Below are 17,785 nucleotides of genomic sequence, written 5' to 3' on the forward strand. Positions count from 1 at the left end.
GTTGATGCGCTAGTGTCAACTTGACAGCTTACCAACATGCCGCTCTGATAAAGACGGAGAGAATTGGGGGCAAAGCTGATCATGCGCGACACCAATGGCGTTTTTTCACGCGCATGCGGGCTGTTAGGTCGAACCTGCCCCGAGGAACGCGCGCCCCTTTTGCCTGACAACTCAGAACTTGCAAAGGCGGCTTCGTGACGGGTGTGATGAAGGCTTATGTCCGGCAAGTGGACCGCGCCAACCGTATGCTTGGTCGGGTCATCATGTATGGCATCTTCGTCATGATGGCGATCCTGCTGTATTCGTCCGTGTCCAAAACCTTCTTTGTCCCGTCGCTGTGGACGCTTGAAATGGCGCAGTTCGCGATGGTGGCCTATTACATCCTTGGCGGGCCATACGCGATGCAGATGGGCGCGAATGTCCGCATGGACCTGCTGTACGGAGAGTGGTCGGACCGGCGCAAAAGTCAGATCGATGTGGTGACCGTGCTGTTTCTGATCGTCTATCTGGCCTTTCTGCTGTGGGGCGGCTGGGACAGTTTGATGTACTCGTTCCAATACGGGGGCGAGCGGTCCTCGTCCGCGTGGCGCCCTTATATCTGGCCCATCAAGACCATCATGGTGATTGGCATCTTTCTGATGCTGCTTCAGGCGATCTCGGAACTGTTCAAAGACATCTTGCGGCTGCAAGGCCATGACATGGGCCCAAAGGATGACGAGCCCGTGCACATGGCGCCCGAGGACCTTGACGGAGGACACCGCGGGTGAGTTACGAACTGATCGCCGCGCTCATGTTCTCGACCATGATGCTGATGCTGCTGACCGGGCAGCGGGTCTTTGGGGCCATCGGGTTCGTCGCGGTGATCGCTGCGTTTTTCCTGTGGGGCGACCGGGGCGGATATGATCTGGGCTTTGCGGCCGCGATCAAGGTGATGCGCTGGTATCCCCTGCTGACGCTGCCGATGTTCATCTTCATGGGCTATGTCCTGTCCGAATCCCGGATCGCCGATGACCTTTATCGCATGTTCCATGTCTGGATGGGCGGCCTGTCCGGCGGGCTGGCCATCGGCACGATTGGCCTGATGGTTCTGATCTCGGCCATGAATGGGTTGTCCGTGGCGGGCATGGCGATCGGGGCCACCATCGCCCTGCCCGAGCTGCTGCGCCGAAACTATGACAAACGCATGGTGACGGGGGTAATACAGGCCGGGTCATCACTGGGTATTCTTGTGCCACCATCGGTGGTGCTGGTTCTTTACGCCATGATCGCACGGCAACCGGTCGGGCAACTTTGGCTGGCAGGCGTTGTTCCCGGTTTGATGATGGCGACCCTCTTCGTCATCTACATTGCGATCCGCTGCCGTCTGAACCCATCGCTGGGTCCGGTGATGAGCGCAGAAGAACGTGCGCAGGTCACATGGGGCGAGAAACTGCGCCTTTTGGGGGCCGGTCTGCTGCCCATAGGCATCTTTGCCGTGATGATGGTGCCTTTCGTGAACGGTTGGACCTCGCTGGTCGAAAGCTCGGCCCTAGGGGCAATCGCTGCATTCTTGGCTGCGGTTCTGAAACGCCGCATGACGTGGCAGGTCTTTGAAACCTCGATCAAGCAGACGCTTGGTATCACCTGCATGTTCATGTGGATCATCCTGGCCGCCCTTGCATTTGGCGCTGTGTTTGACGGCTTGGGTGCGGTTAAGGCGATTGAGAACCTGTTCACCGTGCAGCTGGGTCTGAACCCCTGGATCATCCTGATCCTGATGCAGCTTAGCTTTCTGGTGATGGGCACGTTTCTGGATGACACAGCCATGCTGGTCATCGTCGCCCCGCTATACGTGCCATTGGTCGGCGCGCTGGGGTTCGATCTGATCTGGTACGGGGTCCTTTATACGATCACCTGTCAGATCGCCTATATGACCCCGCCTTTCGGGTACAACCTGTTCCTCATGCGGGCCATGGCCCCGCCAGAGGTAACGATTGGAGATATTTACAGGTCCATCATACCGTTTGTCGCGGTGATGGCCTTGGCTTTGGGATTGGTGATGGCCGTCCCAGAGATCGCATTGTGGCTTCCGGGCATCGTCTACGGAAACTGAGCACGTAAAGAACGAGAAACCGGGTCAACCGGATCAAGTTCAATGAAAAGCACAGGAGAGGACGACCATGACTACAAGACGCAGATTTTTACAGACCGCCGCCCTGGCCGCGCCCGCAACACTTGCCGCACCGGCCATCGTCAAGGCGCAGGCCCCGATCAAGTGGCGGTTTCAGACCTATGCCGGGGGCGCGTTGGGCGAGCATGTGACCAAGCCTGCAATCGACTACATCAACGCCAACGCCAATGGCGAGCTGGAGATCGAGCTGTTCTTCGCAGATCAGATCGTCCCCACGGGTGAGCTGTTCCAGGCCCTGCAACGCGGCACGATTGACGGGGTGCATTCGGACGATGACTCGATGGCGTCACCCACGCCGCTGCGCGTGTTCGGCGGGTACTTCCCCTTTGCCACCAAGCACATTCTCGACGTGCCGGTATTGTTCAACCAATACGGTCTGGCGGATATCTGGCGCGACGAATACGCCAAGGTTGGGGTGCAGTGGCTGTCTGCCGCCGGTCAGGACCCGTGCAACTTTAACACCAAAAAGGAAATCACCTCGGTTGCTGATCTGGATGGGCTGAAGCTTTACACCTTCCCTACCGCTGGCCGCTTCCTGGCCAAGTTCGGCGTCGTGCCGGTGAACATTCCTTACGAAGATGCCGAGGTGGCGGTTCAAACCGGTGAGCTTGATGGCATGGCCTGGTCCGGGATTACCGAGGATTACACCGTAGGTTGGGCCGATGTGACCGATTACTTCCTGACCAACAACATCTCGGGCGCGTGGATCGGATCGTGGTTCGCCAATCAGGAACGCTGGAACGAGCTTCCCGACCACCTCAAATCCATCGTGATGGCGGGCATCGAAGCAGGCCACACCTATCGCAACCAATGGTATTGGGGCGGCGAGGCCGCGCTGCGGGCCAACGGCGACAAGCTGGAACTGCGGTCAGTACCAGCCTCTGAATGGGCCGAGGTCGAAAACGCCGCCAAAGAGTTTTGGGATGAGATCGCACAGGAAGGCGAAGTTCACGAGAAGATCGTGGGAATCTTCCGCGAATACAACAGTGTGATCAATCAGGCGGGTGCACCGTATAACTTCGAATAAGACGTTTCCAAGTGGCCTCGGACCGGGGCCACTTGGACTTTTTTCATCGCGTTTTGACGTCGGCCCACAGGGCGTACGACGTGAAACTGGTGGGCTGAAAACTCCTCGGTCAGCCACGCAAACGACGGACCTGTTTCGCCGCCATCGGCTGTTTCCCGCCGCCCGGAATCATTGACCCAACGTCAACTTCGATGTAAAAATCAAGGCATCCTGAATTCAAATTTGGGGCAGTCATTTCATGTTTTCTCTTTTCAATGCCAACGGCCTGCGCACCGTTCTCGAGCAGGAATTAATACCGTTCTCAGTGTCCCTGGTTATCGCGCAGGTGTTCTTCAAATGGGGAAGCTTCGGTCTGGAGCTTCTTGGTTTTCTCGCACTTTGGTTTGTGCTCGGCCTCATCGTCGTTCCCCTCCTGAGAAAACTCAAAAGATAAATCCGGTTCGCCCCGCTTTGCGGGATTTTTGCGAACTCAATTGCGGTGCATCGCTCTCACGCGCGTGATCGGTGCGCCATGAAGGTACGCCCATGAGACCGCCAAGGGGGTCCGGCAGGGACCCGTTCGACGACGACAATGACAATGGCCGCTCGGGCGGGCTGCGCCGCCGTATCGAACGGCTTGTCACCGAACGGTCGGTTCCCGACCAGATCCGCAAACGTGTCACCAACGCGCTGCAAGATCTGGAACGCGTGGAACTGGGCGGTCGAAATCTGGGCGATCTGATCCTGTCGCGTGATGATGTGGACAATGACACCGATGAAGAAAAGCAAAGCGATGTAAGCGCCGTTCAGTCAGCGCGCTTGCAACGGGCCATCGGGCGCGCACTGGGGGATACCGTGCTGTCCGATCTGGACCGTGATCGCCTGAGGAATGCGACCGATCAGATCGCCCAGATCGATCTGGGGGATGGCCGTACCATCGGCGATTTCATCCTCGACATAGACGATATCCGTCCACCCGGCGGCGGAAAGGTTGATATTCCCACCGGAGACCTGAAGATCGATGTCGGCGTTCTGGACAAGTTCGTCGAGGCCGAGCTTTACCGGCCAGAAACCCGTGGGCAGGGACTAAGTTCCGTAATTGACGGCGCGCTGGCCAATATCCGCGACACCTCGCCCAACCTGCTGCCAAATCGGCCATTAAAGGTCGGCCGCCCCGGAGCCACGCTGCCACTGGCCGCGCCTGCGCTGGGAAATCTGGTTCGGCTGGCTGCGGCACAAAACTTTGCCGATCCGACATCTGAACCTGACCCCGATACGGCTGCGGAGCCTGTGATCTGGGATGACGGCACAAATGAGTTGTTGGTCTACCCCGACAACGTCGAAACCGAATTGGACGATGGCATTGTGCGGGTCACGGTGCCTGTCGAAACCGATGCGGGCAGCGCCAAGATGGTCGTGCCCTTCGCCGTGGGCAGCGAAAAGCGCGTGACGGGGTTGATTGCGGCGGCCCCCGACCGCCCTTTGGGCGATCCCCTGATCGCCGAAATCTGGGGCGAGGCGTTGATCGCTTTTGCCTACAAGGCCCTGCTGGAGGTCGCTGACAACATCGCGGGCGCGTCGGGTCGAGACGTCTTTAATGACCGGCTTATCGCGCAAGGTTTGGCAGTTCGGGATGGTGCCTTGGTCGTGCAATCGCAAGCCGCATTCCGTTATCGGAGGGACAAGCCGTGAACGCGTTCTCACCCGGTGATTTTGGCGAACTGTCCTCTCTGCTTCAGGCGTTGGGTCTGTCGAACGCCGAAGGTGAGTTCAACGCCGATTGGATCACGGGGCCCGAGGATTATCTGGCCAGCATCCTTGCCGATGATGACCAGCGCGCCGCGCTGCTGGACTTTGTCGCGACGGTTCGCGAAGGCGAGATTGAGACGGACGCAGATGGGCGGCAATGGATCGAACTGTTCTCGGAACAGGTTCAAGCCGGTTTGGATGTAGCGTTTTTCGTGGTCTTCGATGACCAGCCAGCGGGTCAGGTCAACCTGTTTCTGGGCATCCGCATGATCACAAGCGGCGCGCTGGCGGACAGCACGTCATCGCTGATGTTCCCGCTGTTTCGCGCGGCCAAAACCAACGGCCCTGCCCCTGCCGACGCGTTTCTGGCCGGTCAGGAAGGCGGCCATATTGCGCTGTCGTCCGAGATTACTGTCGGGCCGCCACCACAACCGGGCGAGGCCGGGCTGGCACGAGTTGGCGTTCGGATCGCCTTGCCAACAGCGGCGGGTGATGGCGCGCCGGATGTGGCCCTGTCCCTGGGCGGTCTGCAATTGCCCGGCGAACAGGCCCCGCGGGATCTGGTTCTGTCGCTTACCGATCCCGACGCGTTGCAGGATACGGCCACAGAACTGATCCTGTCGCTTCTCGAAGCGCAACTGCGAGGCGGCGGCGGGGACGAGGTTCGCGCCCTTGCAACGGCACTGGGCCTTGGCGGCGCGCCCGAGATCCCGGCCTTTCCCGCCTCGGACTTGCTGGACCGGGGTCTGGACGCCGTCGCGGACTGGATCGCTGACGTCCTGGGCAATGCACCATCGCGCGCCCGCTGGCTTGAGGCATTGGCCGATATTCTGGGGTCCGGGGCCGCGGCGGACCAAACCGGCATCGACCTGCCGCTGGGCGGCGGAACCGTTCGCATCGGCTTCATCGCCGAGCCCGGTGCCACGGCGCGGCACAAGGTCACTGTTTCTCTGGGCTTCGGCTTGACCAGCGGCACCGCCGAGGCGCGTTTTACCGCCGATATCCTGCAATTGGATCTGGGCACTGCAGATGCAATTGCTGTACCTGCGCTTGAAGCATCGCTGCGCTTCGATCTGTCGGGTCTGGCCATGCCCGACGTATCGATTGAACGCCTGATCCTTGGCCTGACGCTGAACGAAGACCGGCGTCCCGATGTTGTGGTTGCGGTCGAAAACGCCGTGATTTCCCAAACCACGCACCCCCGCTTGGATCTGACCAACCCGGATGCTTTGGCGGCGGCGGCAGCACAGGCCGTGACCGACATCCTGACCGAGCTGTTGTCCAATCTCGGCCCCGGCGCGGAACTCATCGGCGTTGCATTGGGCTGGCGGGCCCCCACCGGCGCAGGGGCCGGGTTCCCGACGCTGGATCCGATCACCTTCCTCGGCGATCCAATCGCCCGCCTGCGCGACCATTGGCTGACAATCCTGGAAGACCACACAAGCGACGTCACAGCGGTGCTGCAAAGCCTGCGGACGCTGTTGACCGGAGCGGCCGACGTCACCGGCACGGGCACCGAGGTCGATCCATGGCGGCTGTCGATCCGGCCCGGCATCCATGTGGCGATCTGGCGGACAGACACCGGTGCGCTGGCGCTTGGTCTGGGCTGGCTGACGCGAGTGGACGATCTGGGGGATCGCTGCACCGTGCTCGAGATGCGCGGGCGTCTGGCTTTGGTGTCGATCAACCTGTCCTCGGGCGCGACGGCCTTTGTGCCGTCTGTAGACATTGCCGCAACCGGGCGTCCGCGCGGTGGTGGCCGGATGCAAACCGGGGCTGGCGGGCTGTCGGCTGAGGTCGATCACCTTGGCTTTGTGGCATCATGGGCCGCTCAGCCGGGGCTTTCGTTCAGGTTTGACGCACCCAACCCCACGATTTCAATCGAAGGGATCGAAATCCCGCTGGACCTGCCCGATCTGACCAGCGACATCGACGTCGATCTGATCACGCCCGAGCAATGGGATGGCATCGAACGGCTGCTCGGCCTGCTGGCAGAGCGCAGCGGAAACGCCTTCCTGCTGGCCATTATCGACTGCCTCGGCTGGCGGCGCGAGCGGCGGGTGTTCGGCGAACCCGATCCCAACCGCCTGCAGCTTGCCGCCCTTGTCTCGGAACCCGCTGACGCGCTGCGGGGCTGGCTGGGCAAGCTGCTGTCCGACCCGGTTTCACGCATCGCCCCCAGATTGGAGGTTTTCGCCGCCACACTGGAAACACCCAGCGGGCGCGTGTCCGGATCCGGTACGCTTGGGGATCCCTGGCGCATCGAGCTGCCCGGTATTGAAAACGGCCCAGGTCTGGCCGCGTGGCGGATGCCCGAACGCTCGGAACCTGCGCCGGATCGGTTTGATTCCCTGCCCCTGCGCAGATGGCGTCCGGGTAACACAGGGCTTGAGGCAGGCGCGCTGGCTTTGGCCTTGCAAAGTGAATTGCCCGCCGCGCTGAACGGGTTGGGCACCGCAGAGTTTCAGGTCGGGCTGGACGCCCTGACGACCGAATGTACCCTAAGTGATGGCATGGTGCGGCCCCCGGCCAGCGCCCCCAACGGGACGGTTCTGCACATCATTGAAAACGCGGATGCGGACAGCCTGATCTCGCTTGCCGATGCCGAGCCTTATCTGGGTGCCGCACCGCCCGTTCTCTTCGTCGTCAGAACGCTGTCCGAGAATGCCCCGCCGCCTGCGGATACAACGGCTGCTCGGCGCATCGATCTGCGCATCAGCGACCGCGAACCAACGGCCTTTCCGCAGGTTCCGGCGGATGCCAGCGGCACCTGGACGATTTTGCTGGCTCCGCGCCCGGACACCCCGGAAGGCGGGGCAGCCGGGCAAGCCGCGCGTCTTGCACATGCTCTGGCACCGGCATCGAATATTGCCGATGCCGCCGTCTTGGCGGACCGGGCGGCGGGTCACGCGGCGTGGCTTGCGCTGAATGGTATGGCGGCTGGGCCGGACCGATTGCTGATTGCCGGTCTTGCGGGGGCGAGTATCGATCCCCTTTCGTCCGAAGCGTCCGAGGCGCTGAGCCGATTGGACGAGCTGTTGCCCCCCATCGATCCGGCAGAGCCTGACGATCCTGATCTGGCACTGGGCAGGCAGTTAATCGGTCAACGGCGCAATGGCCGCCCCCTGTCCGAACTTGCGCCGCCCGCCGGTTGGACCGGCGCGGTGCGTGCGGGCCTTGAAATCCATCTTTTGCATGGCGTGATCCAGCGCGATGTGATCCAGCGCGCGATGACGGCCGTTACGGCGGCCGGGCTCAGCGCCTACGCCGTGGGCCGTGCCGCACGATCCAGCGCCAAACGTATCGAGGCGGCAGGGCTTGGCGTCTATCTGCCCGTCGGTGAAGCCCCGGCAAACGGCACCATTGGCTTCGAAGGCCGGGCCATGGCCGAGCTGTTATCGACCGGTCTTGACCGCGATGGCCTCTCGGTACCGCAAATCACCGCCCGTCCTGCCAGCAAGGTTGTGGTTTCGGGCCGGATCACCCGAGGAAACGGGTGGTTGATCGGCGGTCCGGACAGCGACGATGCGGTTGCCCCCCTTGCCCTTCGGTCCATCGAAGTATCGGCCTGCGTCGGTACAGGCGGCACATCCGAGCCAGAAACGGATGGCATAGAACTTATCTTCCACGGTGTGCGGATACTGGGCGAAAGCCATGCCCGGCTGGCGATCACCCCTGACAGCCTCAGCGATCCGGGCCTCGCCAGCGCGGCCCCGACAGCCCCCGGCATACGCGAGTTGCTGGCTGAAATCGTTGCCGAAGCCTCGATCACACCTGCGGCAGGCATGGCCGAACTGCTCGACCTGCTACGAGCGACCGGCATTCTTGGCGCAGACGATGCCTTTGATCCGCTGTCCCTGTCGCATTGGATCGACGACCCAACCGCGCAGCTTCAGGTCGCGTTGGGCGACCCCAGCCTTGGCGCGGACCTGTTGGCGTTGGTACAGTCCTTCGTGGCAGGCACCGGCAGCGGAATTTCATTCGACAGCGTTCAGAACCGGCTAAACGTCTCGCTCAGCGGCAGCGCCGATGACCTGATCTTTGGTCAGTGGTCGCTTGAGGCCAGCCTTGGCGCGTCCGGCCTTTTGTCAGGCGCGCTGGAGTTTGGGGTTCCCGATGGCCTTGGCCTACAGGTGGGCTTCGCGCCCTTCACGGCGCAGATCACCCTGCCCGATGGGCTACCTGACATTCCCGCGTCTATGCCGCTGTGGCCCGATCCAAATTTCGTGTCCCATCTGCGGGCTGTGCCTCCGATCCTGTCCGCGCTTGCGCTTTCCCGGCTGTTGGAAGGCTTACGCAGTTTCGATCCTGCCGTGACGCCCATTGTCGATGCAGGGCTTACAGCCTTTGGCCTGAACACAGAGCCGGTTCGGGTGCCTCCGATCCTGTTCACCAATCCCGGCGTTTGGCTTAGCCAGGCGGATGTGCTGGGCGGCCCGGGTGGTGGCGTACGCGCGGCGCGGGTAATTGCCGTCATGGATGCGCTGCGGCCATTGATTGGCGTGGGCGGCGGATCCGGCATCTGGACGCTGTCGCAGGGCGTCGATCTGGTTGCACGAGACGCCGGCGGCCTGGTGCTGGAATTCCAGATCGATCCCAGCGCCTTCCTTCCCGACGGCGACATTGCCTTTGGCGGAGCCTTTGGTCTGCGCTTTCCAACCTCAGGCGGGCAGACGCGGCCAGAGGTTTCGTTCTTTGCCGGTTTGCCGGGCGGAACCCCCGGTACACGCGCGGTCCACCTGTCGGTATCCGGCGACATCGTGCGCTTGTTGCTGCGTCCCGATACCGGTGCCGACATCGAAATTTATCCCGGCCCGCCCGACCTGACCAGCCTGTTGACAACGGCCCTGGTCGCGGCATTGCCGCAGGCGCTGGACGCCATTGTGGATACCGGCACCGATGTCGGGGATGTGGTGGCCGATATTGGCGACGCCCTCGCGCTGCGCGTCGCGGGCAGCTTTGATGCGGGTGAGCTGGCTGACTGGGCCGCTGATCCGCAAGGCAGTCTGGCCGCCCGATGGCCGACGCTTTTGTCCAGCGGGTTGGCACAACTGGGTCCGGTTCTGCCAACCGGGGTTTCGGTTGCTGGCACGGCAAGCGGGCTGCGCGTGACCGTCGCCAATGCAGGCACACCCGGTTCATCGGTATCGGTGGAACTGTTCACGGCACCTTTGGCGGTCGAGTTTGCCGCCGACCTGACGGCCATTCCTTTCGTAGAAGACATCGACGTGCTTGTCCGCGTCGATACTGGCGGTCTGGCCCGTCTGAATACCACCATAGGCCCCGCCGAGATACCGGTCGCCGATGGATTTGCCCTGCGCCCGATTGTCGAAATGGACGTCGGCAGTAGCGTCGCAACCCCCGAGATCAGCACGGGCCTGTCCTTCGATCCGGCTGCAAATCAGGTGCTGCGTCTGACCTACGACTTCCAGACACAGCAGTTCCGACTGGGCGTTGGCGCGGACACCCCAGCCGAAATCGCCGCCGCGCTGATGCATCTAGCGGTGGAACTTGTCGGCGTCTTTGTGCTTGGCCTTGAAGAGGTTGACGCACTGCTCGATCTGCCAGTCGGATCAAGCGATGTGCGCGGCATTTTGGGCGGTGTTATCCTGACGCCCGGCGGTGCGTTGGACGCGGACTTCTTCCGCGTTCTGCCTGGTGACGGCGAAGACATCGAGGCGCTTCTGCTGACCAAGCTGGACCGGCTGCTGACCCTTGTTGAAAACATCGCCGATGCCGGGCCCAGCGTGCGCGTCGGTGGCGAGGTGGATATCGGCATCGCCCGCGTCGGAAACTCCATCGGCCTGTCGCTGGCCATCGCCAACAGGTTCGAGATCGTCGGCGGGGACATTGCGATCTGGCTGGAGAATGACAGCCGATGGATCAACGGGGATGTGGATCCCGGCCTTCAGATCGGATTGCTCAGCACAAGTGGCGGGCTGGATTTCGCCCCGACGCTGGCCGTAAACGGGATCGGGATCAGGATCGGGCGCAGCAACGCTCCGCTTGTGAAATCCCCCATCGCGCTGGGATCAATTGCGATACACGCCTTTGCACGCGTCGAGACTGGCGAGGTTCTGGGCGGTGCTCAGGTCGAACTTGCCGAAGTTGGGGCGGCCGTCGGCGGCGGGTCCGGCGACAATGCGGTGGCCTCGGGCCTGCTGAGCGAAACCAATGACGGCGACGCCGCCCTTGCCCCTGCGTTCAGCCCGGCTCTGTCGGTCCAAACCTTGTCCGGCGGCGGTTTCCGGTTCGGGTTCCGCGCAGGAGAAGGATCGGGGCCGTGGTGGCTGCCGATCCGCAAAGGATTTGGCCCGCTTTATGTCGATCAGATCGGTCTGGGCGCACAATCGGATGAGACCGAGGGACTGCAATCCATTTCGCTGCTGTTCGATGGTTCGGTCACGATTGCGGGGCTGGCGGCCAGTGTTGATGATCTGGAACTGATTTACAGAACGGATCGGGGTGGCCTGCTGGACAGCGCATCCTGGGGCGTCGATCTGGCCGGGCTGGGTATCTCAGCCGATCTGTCCGGGATCAGCCTTGCCGGTGGATTGCGCAAATTCGGTGAAACGCCGGATATCGAATATGTCGGCATGATCGCTGCACGGTTCGCGGTTTACGGCCTGTCGATCTATGGCGGCTACGCCTCCACCTCGGACGATCAGGGGCGGTATACCGCCTTCTTCGCGGTCGGGTCTTTCCTTGGTCCAATCGGCGGGGCCCCGGCCTTCTTCCTGACCGGGATTGGCGGCGGCTTTGGCATCAACCGCGATCTGGTGCCACCTACGGATCTGGGCGATTTCGGAGACTTCGTTCTGATTCAAGCACTTGACCCTGCGGCAGACTTGCCCACGGACGTCATTGCCTACCTTGAGGAAGTGCGCAACACCTTCCCCGCCATTCGCGGCAAGTTCTGGTTCGCTGCGGGGATCAGCTTTACCTCATTTGCGCTGGTCGACGGGATCGCCGTTGTGGCCGTCGAATTCGGTAACGGGTTCGAGTTGTCGATCTTTGGCCTGGCCCGGATGGCCCTTCCCAGACCGCAATTCGCGCTTGTTTCCATCGAGCTCGGCCTGCTGGCGCGGTTCTCGACCGAAGAGGGTGTGATCTGGATTCAGGCGCAGCTGACCGACAATTCCTGGCTGCTGCACCCCAGCGCGCGCCTGACCGGCGGCTTTGCCTATGTCAGCTGGTTCAAGGGGCCGAACCGGGGGCAATTTGTCCTGACGCTGGGCGGGTATCACCCGAATTTTGACGCCGAAGGCTATCCGGTTGTTCCTCGGCTTGGGTATAACTGGTCGGTTTCCTCGAACATCGTCATCAAGGCCGAGAACTACTTTGCTCTGACCTCCGAGGCGATCATGGGCGGTGGGCTGTTCGAAGCGTCGGCCAAGTTCGGGCCGGTGTTCGCGTCTCTGGGCTGGGGCGGCAACGCCATCGTCTACTTCGATCCCTTCCGCTATGAGGCTGACGCCTATGCACGGATTTCGGCAGGCATCCGGATCAAGACGTGGTTCGGAACGATCAAACTGTCCTTTACACTCAGCGCTGAAATTCAGGTCGCCGGGCCGGAGTTCCATGGCAAGGCACGGATCAAGATCGGGCCCATCGACGTCACGGTCAAATTCGGCAAACAGGGCGATCCGCCGATCCAGTACATCTCGTGGGTGGATTTCTCGGCCAAGTATCTGGAACTGGCAAATGGCAATCTGGCCGAGGCACTGTCCGGCATCGCCGGGCGCGGTGCACTGCCGCCCGCCAGCAATGACGGCGAACCGCCCGGCACTGCCGACGGGTCCGAGGCCAATCCGTTCGACGTCATGAGCGAGTTCGAGCTATCGCTGACCAGTACCATTCCGCTGACCCGGATCATCCGGCCGGGGCGCGCTCCGATCGAGCGTGATCCCACGTCCACGCTGGGGGTGGCCCCGGTCAACCTGATCGTTTCCGAAATCACTTTGTCGCTGCAACTGCGCCGCCTCGACCGCCCGAATGACGAGCGGCTGGATGATCTGGACAAGATCAAGATGACCACCCGCAACACCGGCGCATTCCCGGTCGGCGTCTGGGGACCGCCGCAGGGGCTGGACGATAAGAAAGTGCCAAAAGGCAAGGTGATCGGCGCGACCGAAGGGGTGGACCTGCGTTTTGTGCCCGAATTCTTCAACCGCCGCCCGGACGCCTCAACCGGCGGTGTGGCGTTCAATCAGGTCGAATCCGATCTGCGCAAACCTCTGCCATTGCGCGATGTGGGGCAGTTCTTCATCGCGGTGGCGATACTGGCCACCGAACATCGCACGTTGCTGAATTCAATCAACGACCTTCAGATGGCGCAACTCTCGGCAGAATTTCAGCAGGATCAACGCCTTCGCGTCGGCGCAACCGGTGCCCGTGCCTTTGACCGCAGCCGCCGGACACCGATGCGGGTTGGTCTGCTGACCGAACGCATCGTTAGTGACGCGGCCCCCGGTGCCAAACGCGAAGTGCTGCGGACGCCGCCCGAACGCCGCCCCATCCGCTTTGGCACGCCCCGGCTGCGCGGGCAGTTGGCGCTGCCCAACGTGTTACTGGGCGAGGCTGGTGGCGCACTGGCCGCGCGTGTCACCCGCGTTCCGGCCGACCGGGCGCGCCGTGCGAAACGTGTCCGCCCGCCTGTGCTGGATGAGGTTCTAGCCGCACGTCAGGATCGGGCACCTGCCCTGCTGTTGCGGGCCGCGTCGGCCGATGCGCAGGTCGGACGTACGGTTGTCGCCGAACAGCGCGTTCCGCTGACATTGGCGGCTGGCGTTCAGGCGTCCTCAAGCGCGACGCGTGCCTCTGGCCCAACCCGAGACCGGCTGGCGGCCACCGCGCTTATGGCTGGCGCGAAACCGCCACGGGGCGCGCAGACGGACAACGTCAAACCCACAGGGCTGGCCCCCGGAGAAATCGCTGTTTTCGATCTGCCGGGCGCTGCCCGCTCGCCCCGGTTTGAAACAAGCGGTGTGGTCGCGCTGAACGGTCCTGCCCGTATTGTCGCCATCGGTCTGGACGGGCGCGTCCTGTCGGACAGCGCCGGTGACGCGCGGCGGGTCAAACTGCCCAAGGGAACAGCCGCCTATGCCGTCGTGTCCGGTGACGACGGGGCCGCTACTCCGGAATTCGCCGGGTGGACCGAATCCGAGTCGGTTGCCTATTTCGGGCGGTCGCTGGCCCTGTGCCGGGGCGGCTTCCTCTATGCCGAAGGCGCAAGCCGCGTGCGCGGCGGACGGGCTGGTGGCACCGGCTGGTTCCGGGCATCGCACCTGACCGATCAGTCTGCCCTTGTCGAAACCCGCTTTGACTGGCCCGCCACATCTGTCGCCCTGTTGCTGGAAGGTGAAGTGGTCGCAGAAGATCTGGAATCCCTCGCAGTTTCCGTGCGCGGGGCCGAGGTGCTGGACGACAAGCCCATCCTCGCCCCGTTCGATGGCAAAACCCTGGTCGTGTACGCGCTGAAACCGCGGGACGACGCGGGCTTTGCGGTTCGGGTCGCCGGGCTGGTCCCCGGTCGTCTGGATGGGGTCATCGCGGCACAGCTTCAACCGGACCGCCTTGTCACCCGCTTGCTGAACGAAAGCGTATCGCTCTCGGTCGGTCTGCTGCGCGGCAAGGGCGCACGGCTGACGTTCAAATGGAGTCCCCCGGCGGATGTCACGCCGCGGCAGGACGAATACCAGGAGTTCTAGCAATGGTCGCACGTGGTCGTTTCTTCCTCTACGACAGCATCGTTCCCGCCCTTGAAGCGGGACGGTATAGGCTGCGCGGCGATCTGGATATTGCGGCGACGGAAGACGGCGATTCGGCCTCGAACCTTGGGGTACGCCCGTTGGAGACCCATATCAACGTCACTGCGCCGCGGCTGAAACTGCCGCCGGATCAGGCGCTTATGACGTTTCCGCCCGCGAATTCCGAAGGCGCCTATGAATCCCGCCTGCCGCAGATCGTTCTGAAAAAGAAAACCCTGCCATGGGATCGAAAGGCGGCACAGGATGGCACCATGTTCGGCGATCAGGAGGTGACTGAGCGCACGCCATGGCTCGCCCTTGTCATCATCGCCGAGGGCGAAGGCCAGATCGAGCATGACATTCCATGGCAGGATTGCGTGACCGAAGGGGTCGATCTGCCCGGTGACAAGGATGTGCCGACCGCCACCCGGCTTTCGGTTGCCGCATCGGTGGTCAGGCGCGTGTTCCCAACCGTCGAAGATCTGCCGCTGCTGACCCATGTCCGAGAGGTGAATATCGACGACACCGAGGCCGCGATGGGCGATGATGACGGCTTCCTTGCGGTGGTCATTGCCAACAGGATACCGCAGTTCGATCGGGTGAACTGCCGACCCAAGGCCTATACCGCCTGTCTGGTGAACCTTGAGGGGCAACTGGGTGCCCTGCCCGCCCCGCTGCCGCCCAGACCGTTTTTCGATATCTCCGATCTGGTGTTCAGCGACGAACTTGCCGTGGTCAACAACGCCATCGAGACCGGGGCGGCGATTACGCCACAGATCGATGGTGAGATCAGGGATCTCGACACCACGGACGGCAACGCGATGGCCGAAGCCATCCGTCGGGGTGAGGTGGTGTTTCATGACGGAGCCATGATCGACCGGGCGGGGACAACCAATGGTGGCCTGGCCAATCTTGGGCCGATCTCCGGCGCGGCTTTACTGGACGGAGACTTCGCAACCCTGTCCTCCAACCAAAGCACAACCTTCAAACTGCAAGGCGTGTTTGACGGGTTTTCAATCCCCGTCGACAAGGTGTTTCAGGACCAGATCTTGCGCTTCCCGGTTTTGACCTCGTGGCGATTCACCTGCAGCGGTGCGGGCAGTTTCGAACAGTTGATGAAAAACCTCGATGTGGGGTTGCTGGGTCGCCGCACCGGCAGCGGGTTCGCCCGCCCGCTGGCCGATTGTACGCCGGACACAGGCGGCGACAGCTCTGGCCCCGCCCCGGCATCCCGTTTGCCGCTGGAGGTGGCGGAAAGCGGGCATCTGTCCCTGCCCTACAGAACCCGCGTCGGCGATGGTGAAAGCGCGTGGTACCGGGGGCCGTTCTCACCCGTTCGGCTGCAACGCGATTTGCCCGGTACGTCGGGTCGAACATTGGCACATGTCAGCGACCATCTGCGGACGATGACCCCGGGGGGTGAAGAGGATGTCTCGCTTGCCGTGGCCTTTGAAACGGGGCGTCTTCTTGCCCTGTCGCAGCCGTCGTTCATCGCCGCGCTCAAACGGTGGCGGGCGGAACGGTTTGGTGCGGCACGGGCCAAGGCCGGGATCGATTTCGCGATCAATGATCAGCTTGGGCTTGCCGCGGTCGCGGTGCCAAATCCAAACGTGTTTGACACGCTGTTGAAAGCCCGCTTTGCCCGAGAGCTTGAGGCCAGCCTGATCCAAACCGTCAGCATCAACCCCGAATCCAGCGTCGCCGCCCTGCGCCCGCGGGTGGATATCGGCAACCCTGTCCCCGAGTTGGACGACGACCCCACCCGCATTCTGGCCGAAGGTCTGCAGCTGGACCGGGCCATTGTCGGTGCCTTGCTACGGCAACCCGATGACGAGGGCGCGCTGGCCCAACTTATGGAGCAATCGCCAACGGTTGCAGGGGCCACCGTTCAGCCGGATGCAGAGATCGCGGCGCGGCTTGTCGATACGCTGGATTCCGGCGTGCGACAGCTTGCCCGATTTGCCGTTGGTCCCGACGCGCTTGAGGCAGGCGACCTGGATCAGGTGCAGGACTTTGACAATCTTGGCGATTTTCTCGCCGACCGTATCGAAAGGACCCGCAGATGAAGCTGTCAGACAAGCTTGGGTATGAACAACTGCACGCGGCCCTGAACCTCGACCTGTTCCTTGCGGCCCCTGATGGAGAAACCGTGGCGACGGACAGTGTGCTGACCTTTCTGGCGCGGCTGCGCATGCTGGAAGGCGTGCCCTTTAACACTCTGGTGCCGGATTCCGATCTTCTGCCGGTCGAGTCGATACGGTTCTTCTATCTCGACAGGGCCTGGACGGACGCGCTGGTGCAGGGAGCGCTGAGCGTCGGTACCGCGAATTCGCTGGAACGTGCGCAATTGGAACGGCTGTATCCGCAGATCGAGGAAGAAATAGACGAGGCGGAACGCCGTGTCCGCTCACCCGGGTCCGAGCCGAACCTGACCGGCTCCGCCGGGATCGTGACCGGGTTCCTGATGCGCTCGGCCGCCGTGGCGGGCTGGCCGGGGATGCACATCCGCGCCTATGACGCGGAACCGGTGGACAACGATGAAGACATCGTGCCGGAGTCGCATCCAGACCGGATCAAGCTGCTGCGGCTCGAACGGCTGGCCCCGTCCGTGCTGCTGGCGCTGTTCGATGGCATTCCCAATGTCATTCATATCGAAGAACCCCGGCAGGGTCTTCAGTTTGGCGTCCGGCTGGATGAACAATCCGGCGGGCGTTGGCGGGCCTTTGTGCCCGCGCGGGACGTGCGGACCGCCGGATATGTGGATGATGACGGCGTTGCGGTTGAACCGGATGACGATGACCCCACCGCCCTGTCGGCACTGGCGGCCCAAATCCCGGTCCGCTTCCGTCCCGGGTCCGCCGGGGTGCTTGATCTGTCGAACACCGCCCGCGCTTTTGCCGATGCCGAGGGCACCGGTATGACAGACCCCAATCCCGGCACGGAAATCGACGGGGCCGAGTTTGCGATGCAGATGATCCGCTTCCCCTACCGTCAGGTCTTTGCGCAGACCACCACGACCGTTGTCATTCAGGATGCGGCCTTTACGCCGAACCTGGCCGTCACGCCCGATTACGCCGAAATCCTTCGCCACCGCCTGGACGAGAGCTGAGC

General features: G+C 62.6%; 8 protein-coding genes. All 8 read left to right on the forward strand.

Features of this window, described 5'->3' with window-relative positions; genetic code table 11:
- Positions 1-206 precede the first annotated feature (206 nt).
- Positions 207-767, forward strand: a complete 561-nt coding sequence (locus tag ACR0AC_RS01825; RefSeq protein WP_480872214.1) for a TRAP transporter small permease subunit — start codon at positions 207-209, stop codon at positions 765-767.
- Positions 764-2,092, forward strand: coding sequence for a TRAP transporter large permease subunit (locus tag ACR0AC_RS01830; RefSeq protein WP_170621477.1), 1,329 nt, complete (start codon positions 764-766; stop codon positions 2,090-2,092). Before ACR0AC_RS01825 ends, ACR0AC_RS01830 begins: the two co-directional genes overlap by 4 nt.
- 67 nt (positions 2,093-2,159) lie before the next feature.
- Positions 2,160-3,197, forward strand: coding sequence for a TRAP transporter substrate-binding protein (locus tag ACR0AC_RS01835; RefSeq protein WP_170517512.1), 1,038 nt, complete (start codon positions 2,160-2,162; stop codon positions 3,195-3,197).
- Positions 3,198-3,435: 238 nt separating this feature from the next.
- On the forward strand, positions 3,436-3,630 hold the full coding sequence (locus tag ACR0AC_RS01840; RefSeq protein ID WP_170451767.1) for a hypothetical protein: 195 nt from the start codon (positions 3,436-3,438) through the stop codon (positions 3,628-3,630).
- Positions 3,631-3,722: 92 nt separating this feature from the next.
- Positions 3,723-4,868 carry a hypothetical protein gene (locus ACR0AC_RS01845; protein WP_480871729.1) on the forward strand — a complete coding sequence of 382 codons (1,146 nt, stop codon included), beginning with the start codon at positions 3,723-3,725 and terminating at the stop codon, positions 4,866-4,868.
- Entirely contained in the window at positions 4,865-14,635 is a 9,771-nt protein-coding gene (locus ACR0AC_RS01850) for a DUF6603 domain-containing protein (RefSeq protein WP_480871730.1), read from the forward strand. The genes ACR0AC_RS01845 and ACR0AC_RS01850 overlap by 4 nt, the downstream gene beginning before the upstream one ends.
- A 2-nt stretch (positions 14,636-14,637) precedes the next feature.
- Positions 14,638-16,740: a hypothetical protein gene (locus ACR0AC_RS01855; RefSeq protein ID WP_480871731.1), complete on the forward strand. Its 2,103-nt coding sequence runs from the start codon at positions 14,638-14,640 to the stop codon at positions 16,738-16,740.
- Entirely contained in the window at positions 16,737-17,783 is a 1,047-nt protein-coding gene (locus tag ACR0AC_RS01860) for a hypothetical protein (protein ID WP_170517500.1), read from the forward strand. The genes ACR0AC_RS01855 and ACR0AC_RS01860 overlap by 4 nt, the downstream gene beginning before the upstream one ends.
- The last annotated feature ends 2 nt before the right edge of the window (positions 17,784-17,785 follow it).

The organism is Ruegeria sp. H7 (assembly GCF_056532945.1).

Excerpts from the sequence above, each read along its gene's own strand:
- ACR0AC_RS01840 (WP_170451767.1), top strand. The coding sequence starts at position 3,436 with ATGTTTTCTCTTTTCAATGCCAACGGCCTGCGCACCGTTCTCGAGCAG.
- ACR0AC_RS01860 (WP_170517500.1), top strand. The coding sequence starts at position 16,737 with ATGAAGCTGTCAGACAAGCTTGGGTATGAACAACTGCACGCGGCCCTG.
- ACR0AC_RS01835 (WP_170517512.1), top strand. The coding sequence starts at position 2,160 with ATGACTACAAGACGCAGATTTTTACAGACCGCCGCCCTGGCCGCGCCC.
- ACR0AC_RS01825 (WP_480872214.1), top strand. The coding sequence starts at position 207 with ATGAAGGCTTATGTCCGGCAAGTGGACCGCGCCAACCGTATGCTTGGT.
- ACR0AC_RS01855 (WP_480871731.1), top strand. The coding sequence starts at position 14,638 with ATGGTCGCACGTGGTCGTTTCTTCCTCTACGACAGCATCGTTCCCGCC.
- ACR0AC_RS01845 (WP_480871729.1), top strand. The coding sequence starts at position 3,723 with ATGAGACCGCCAAGGGGGTCCGGCAGGGACCCGTTCGACGACGACAAT.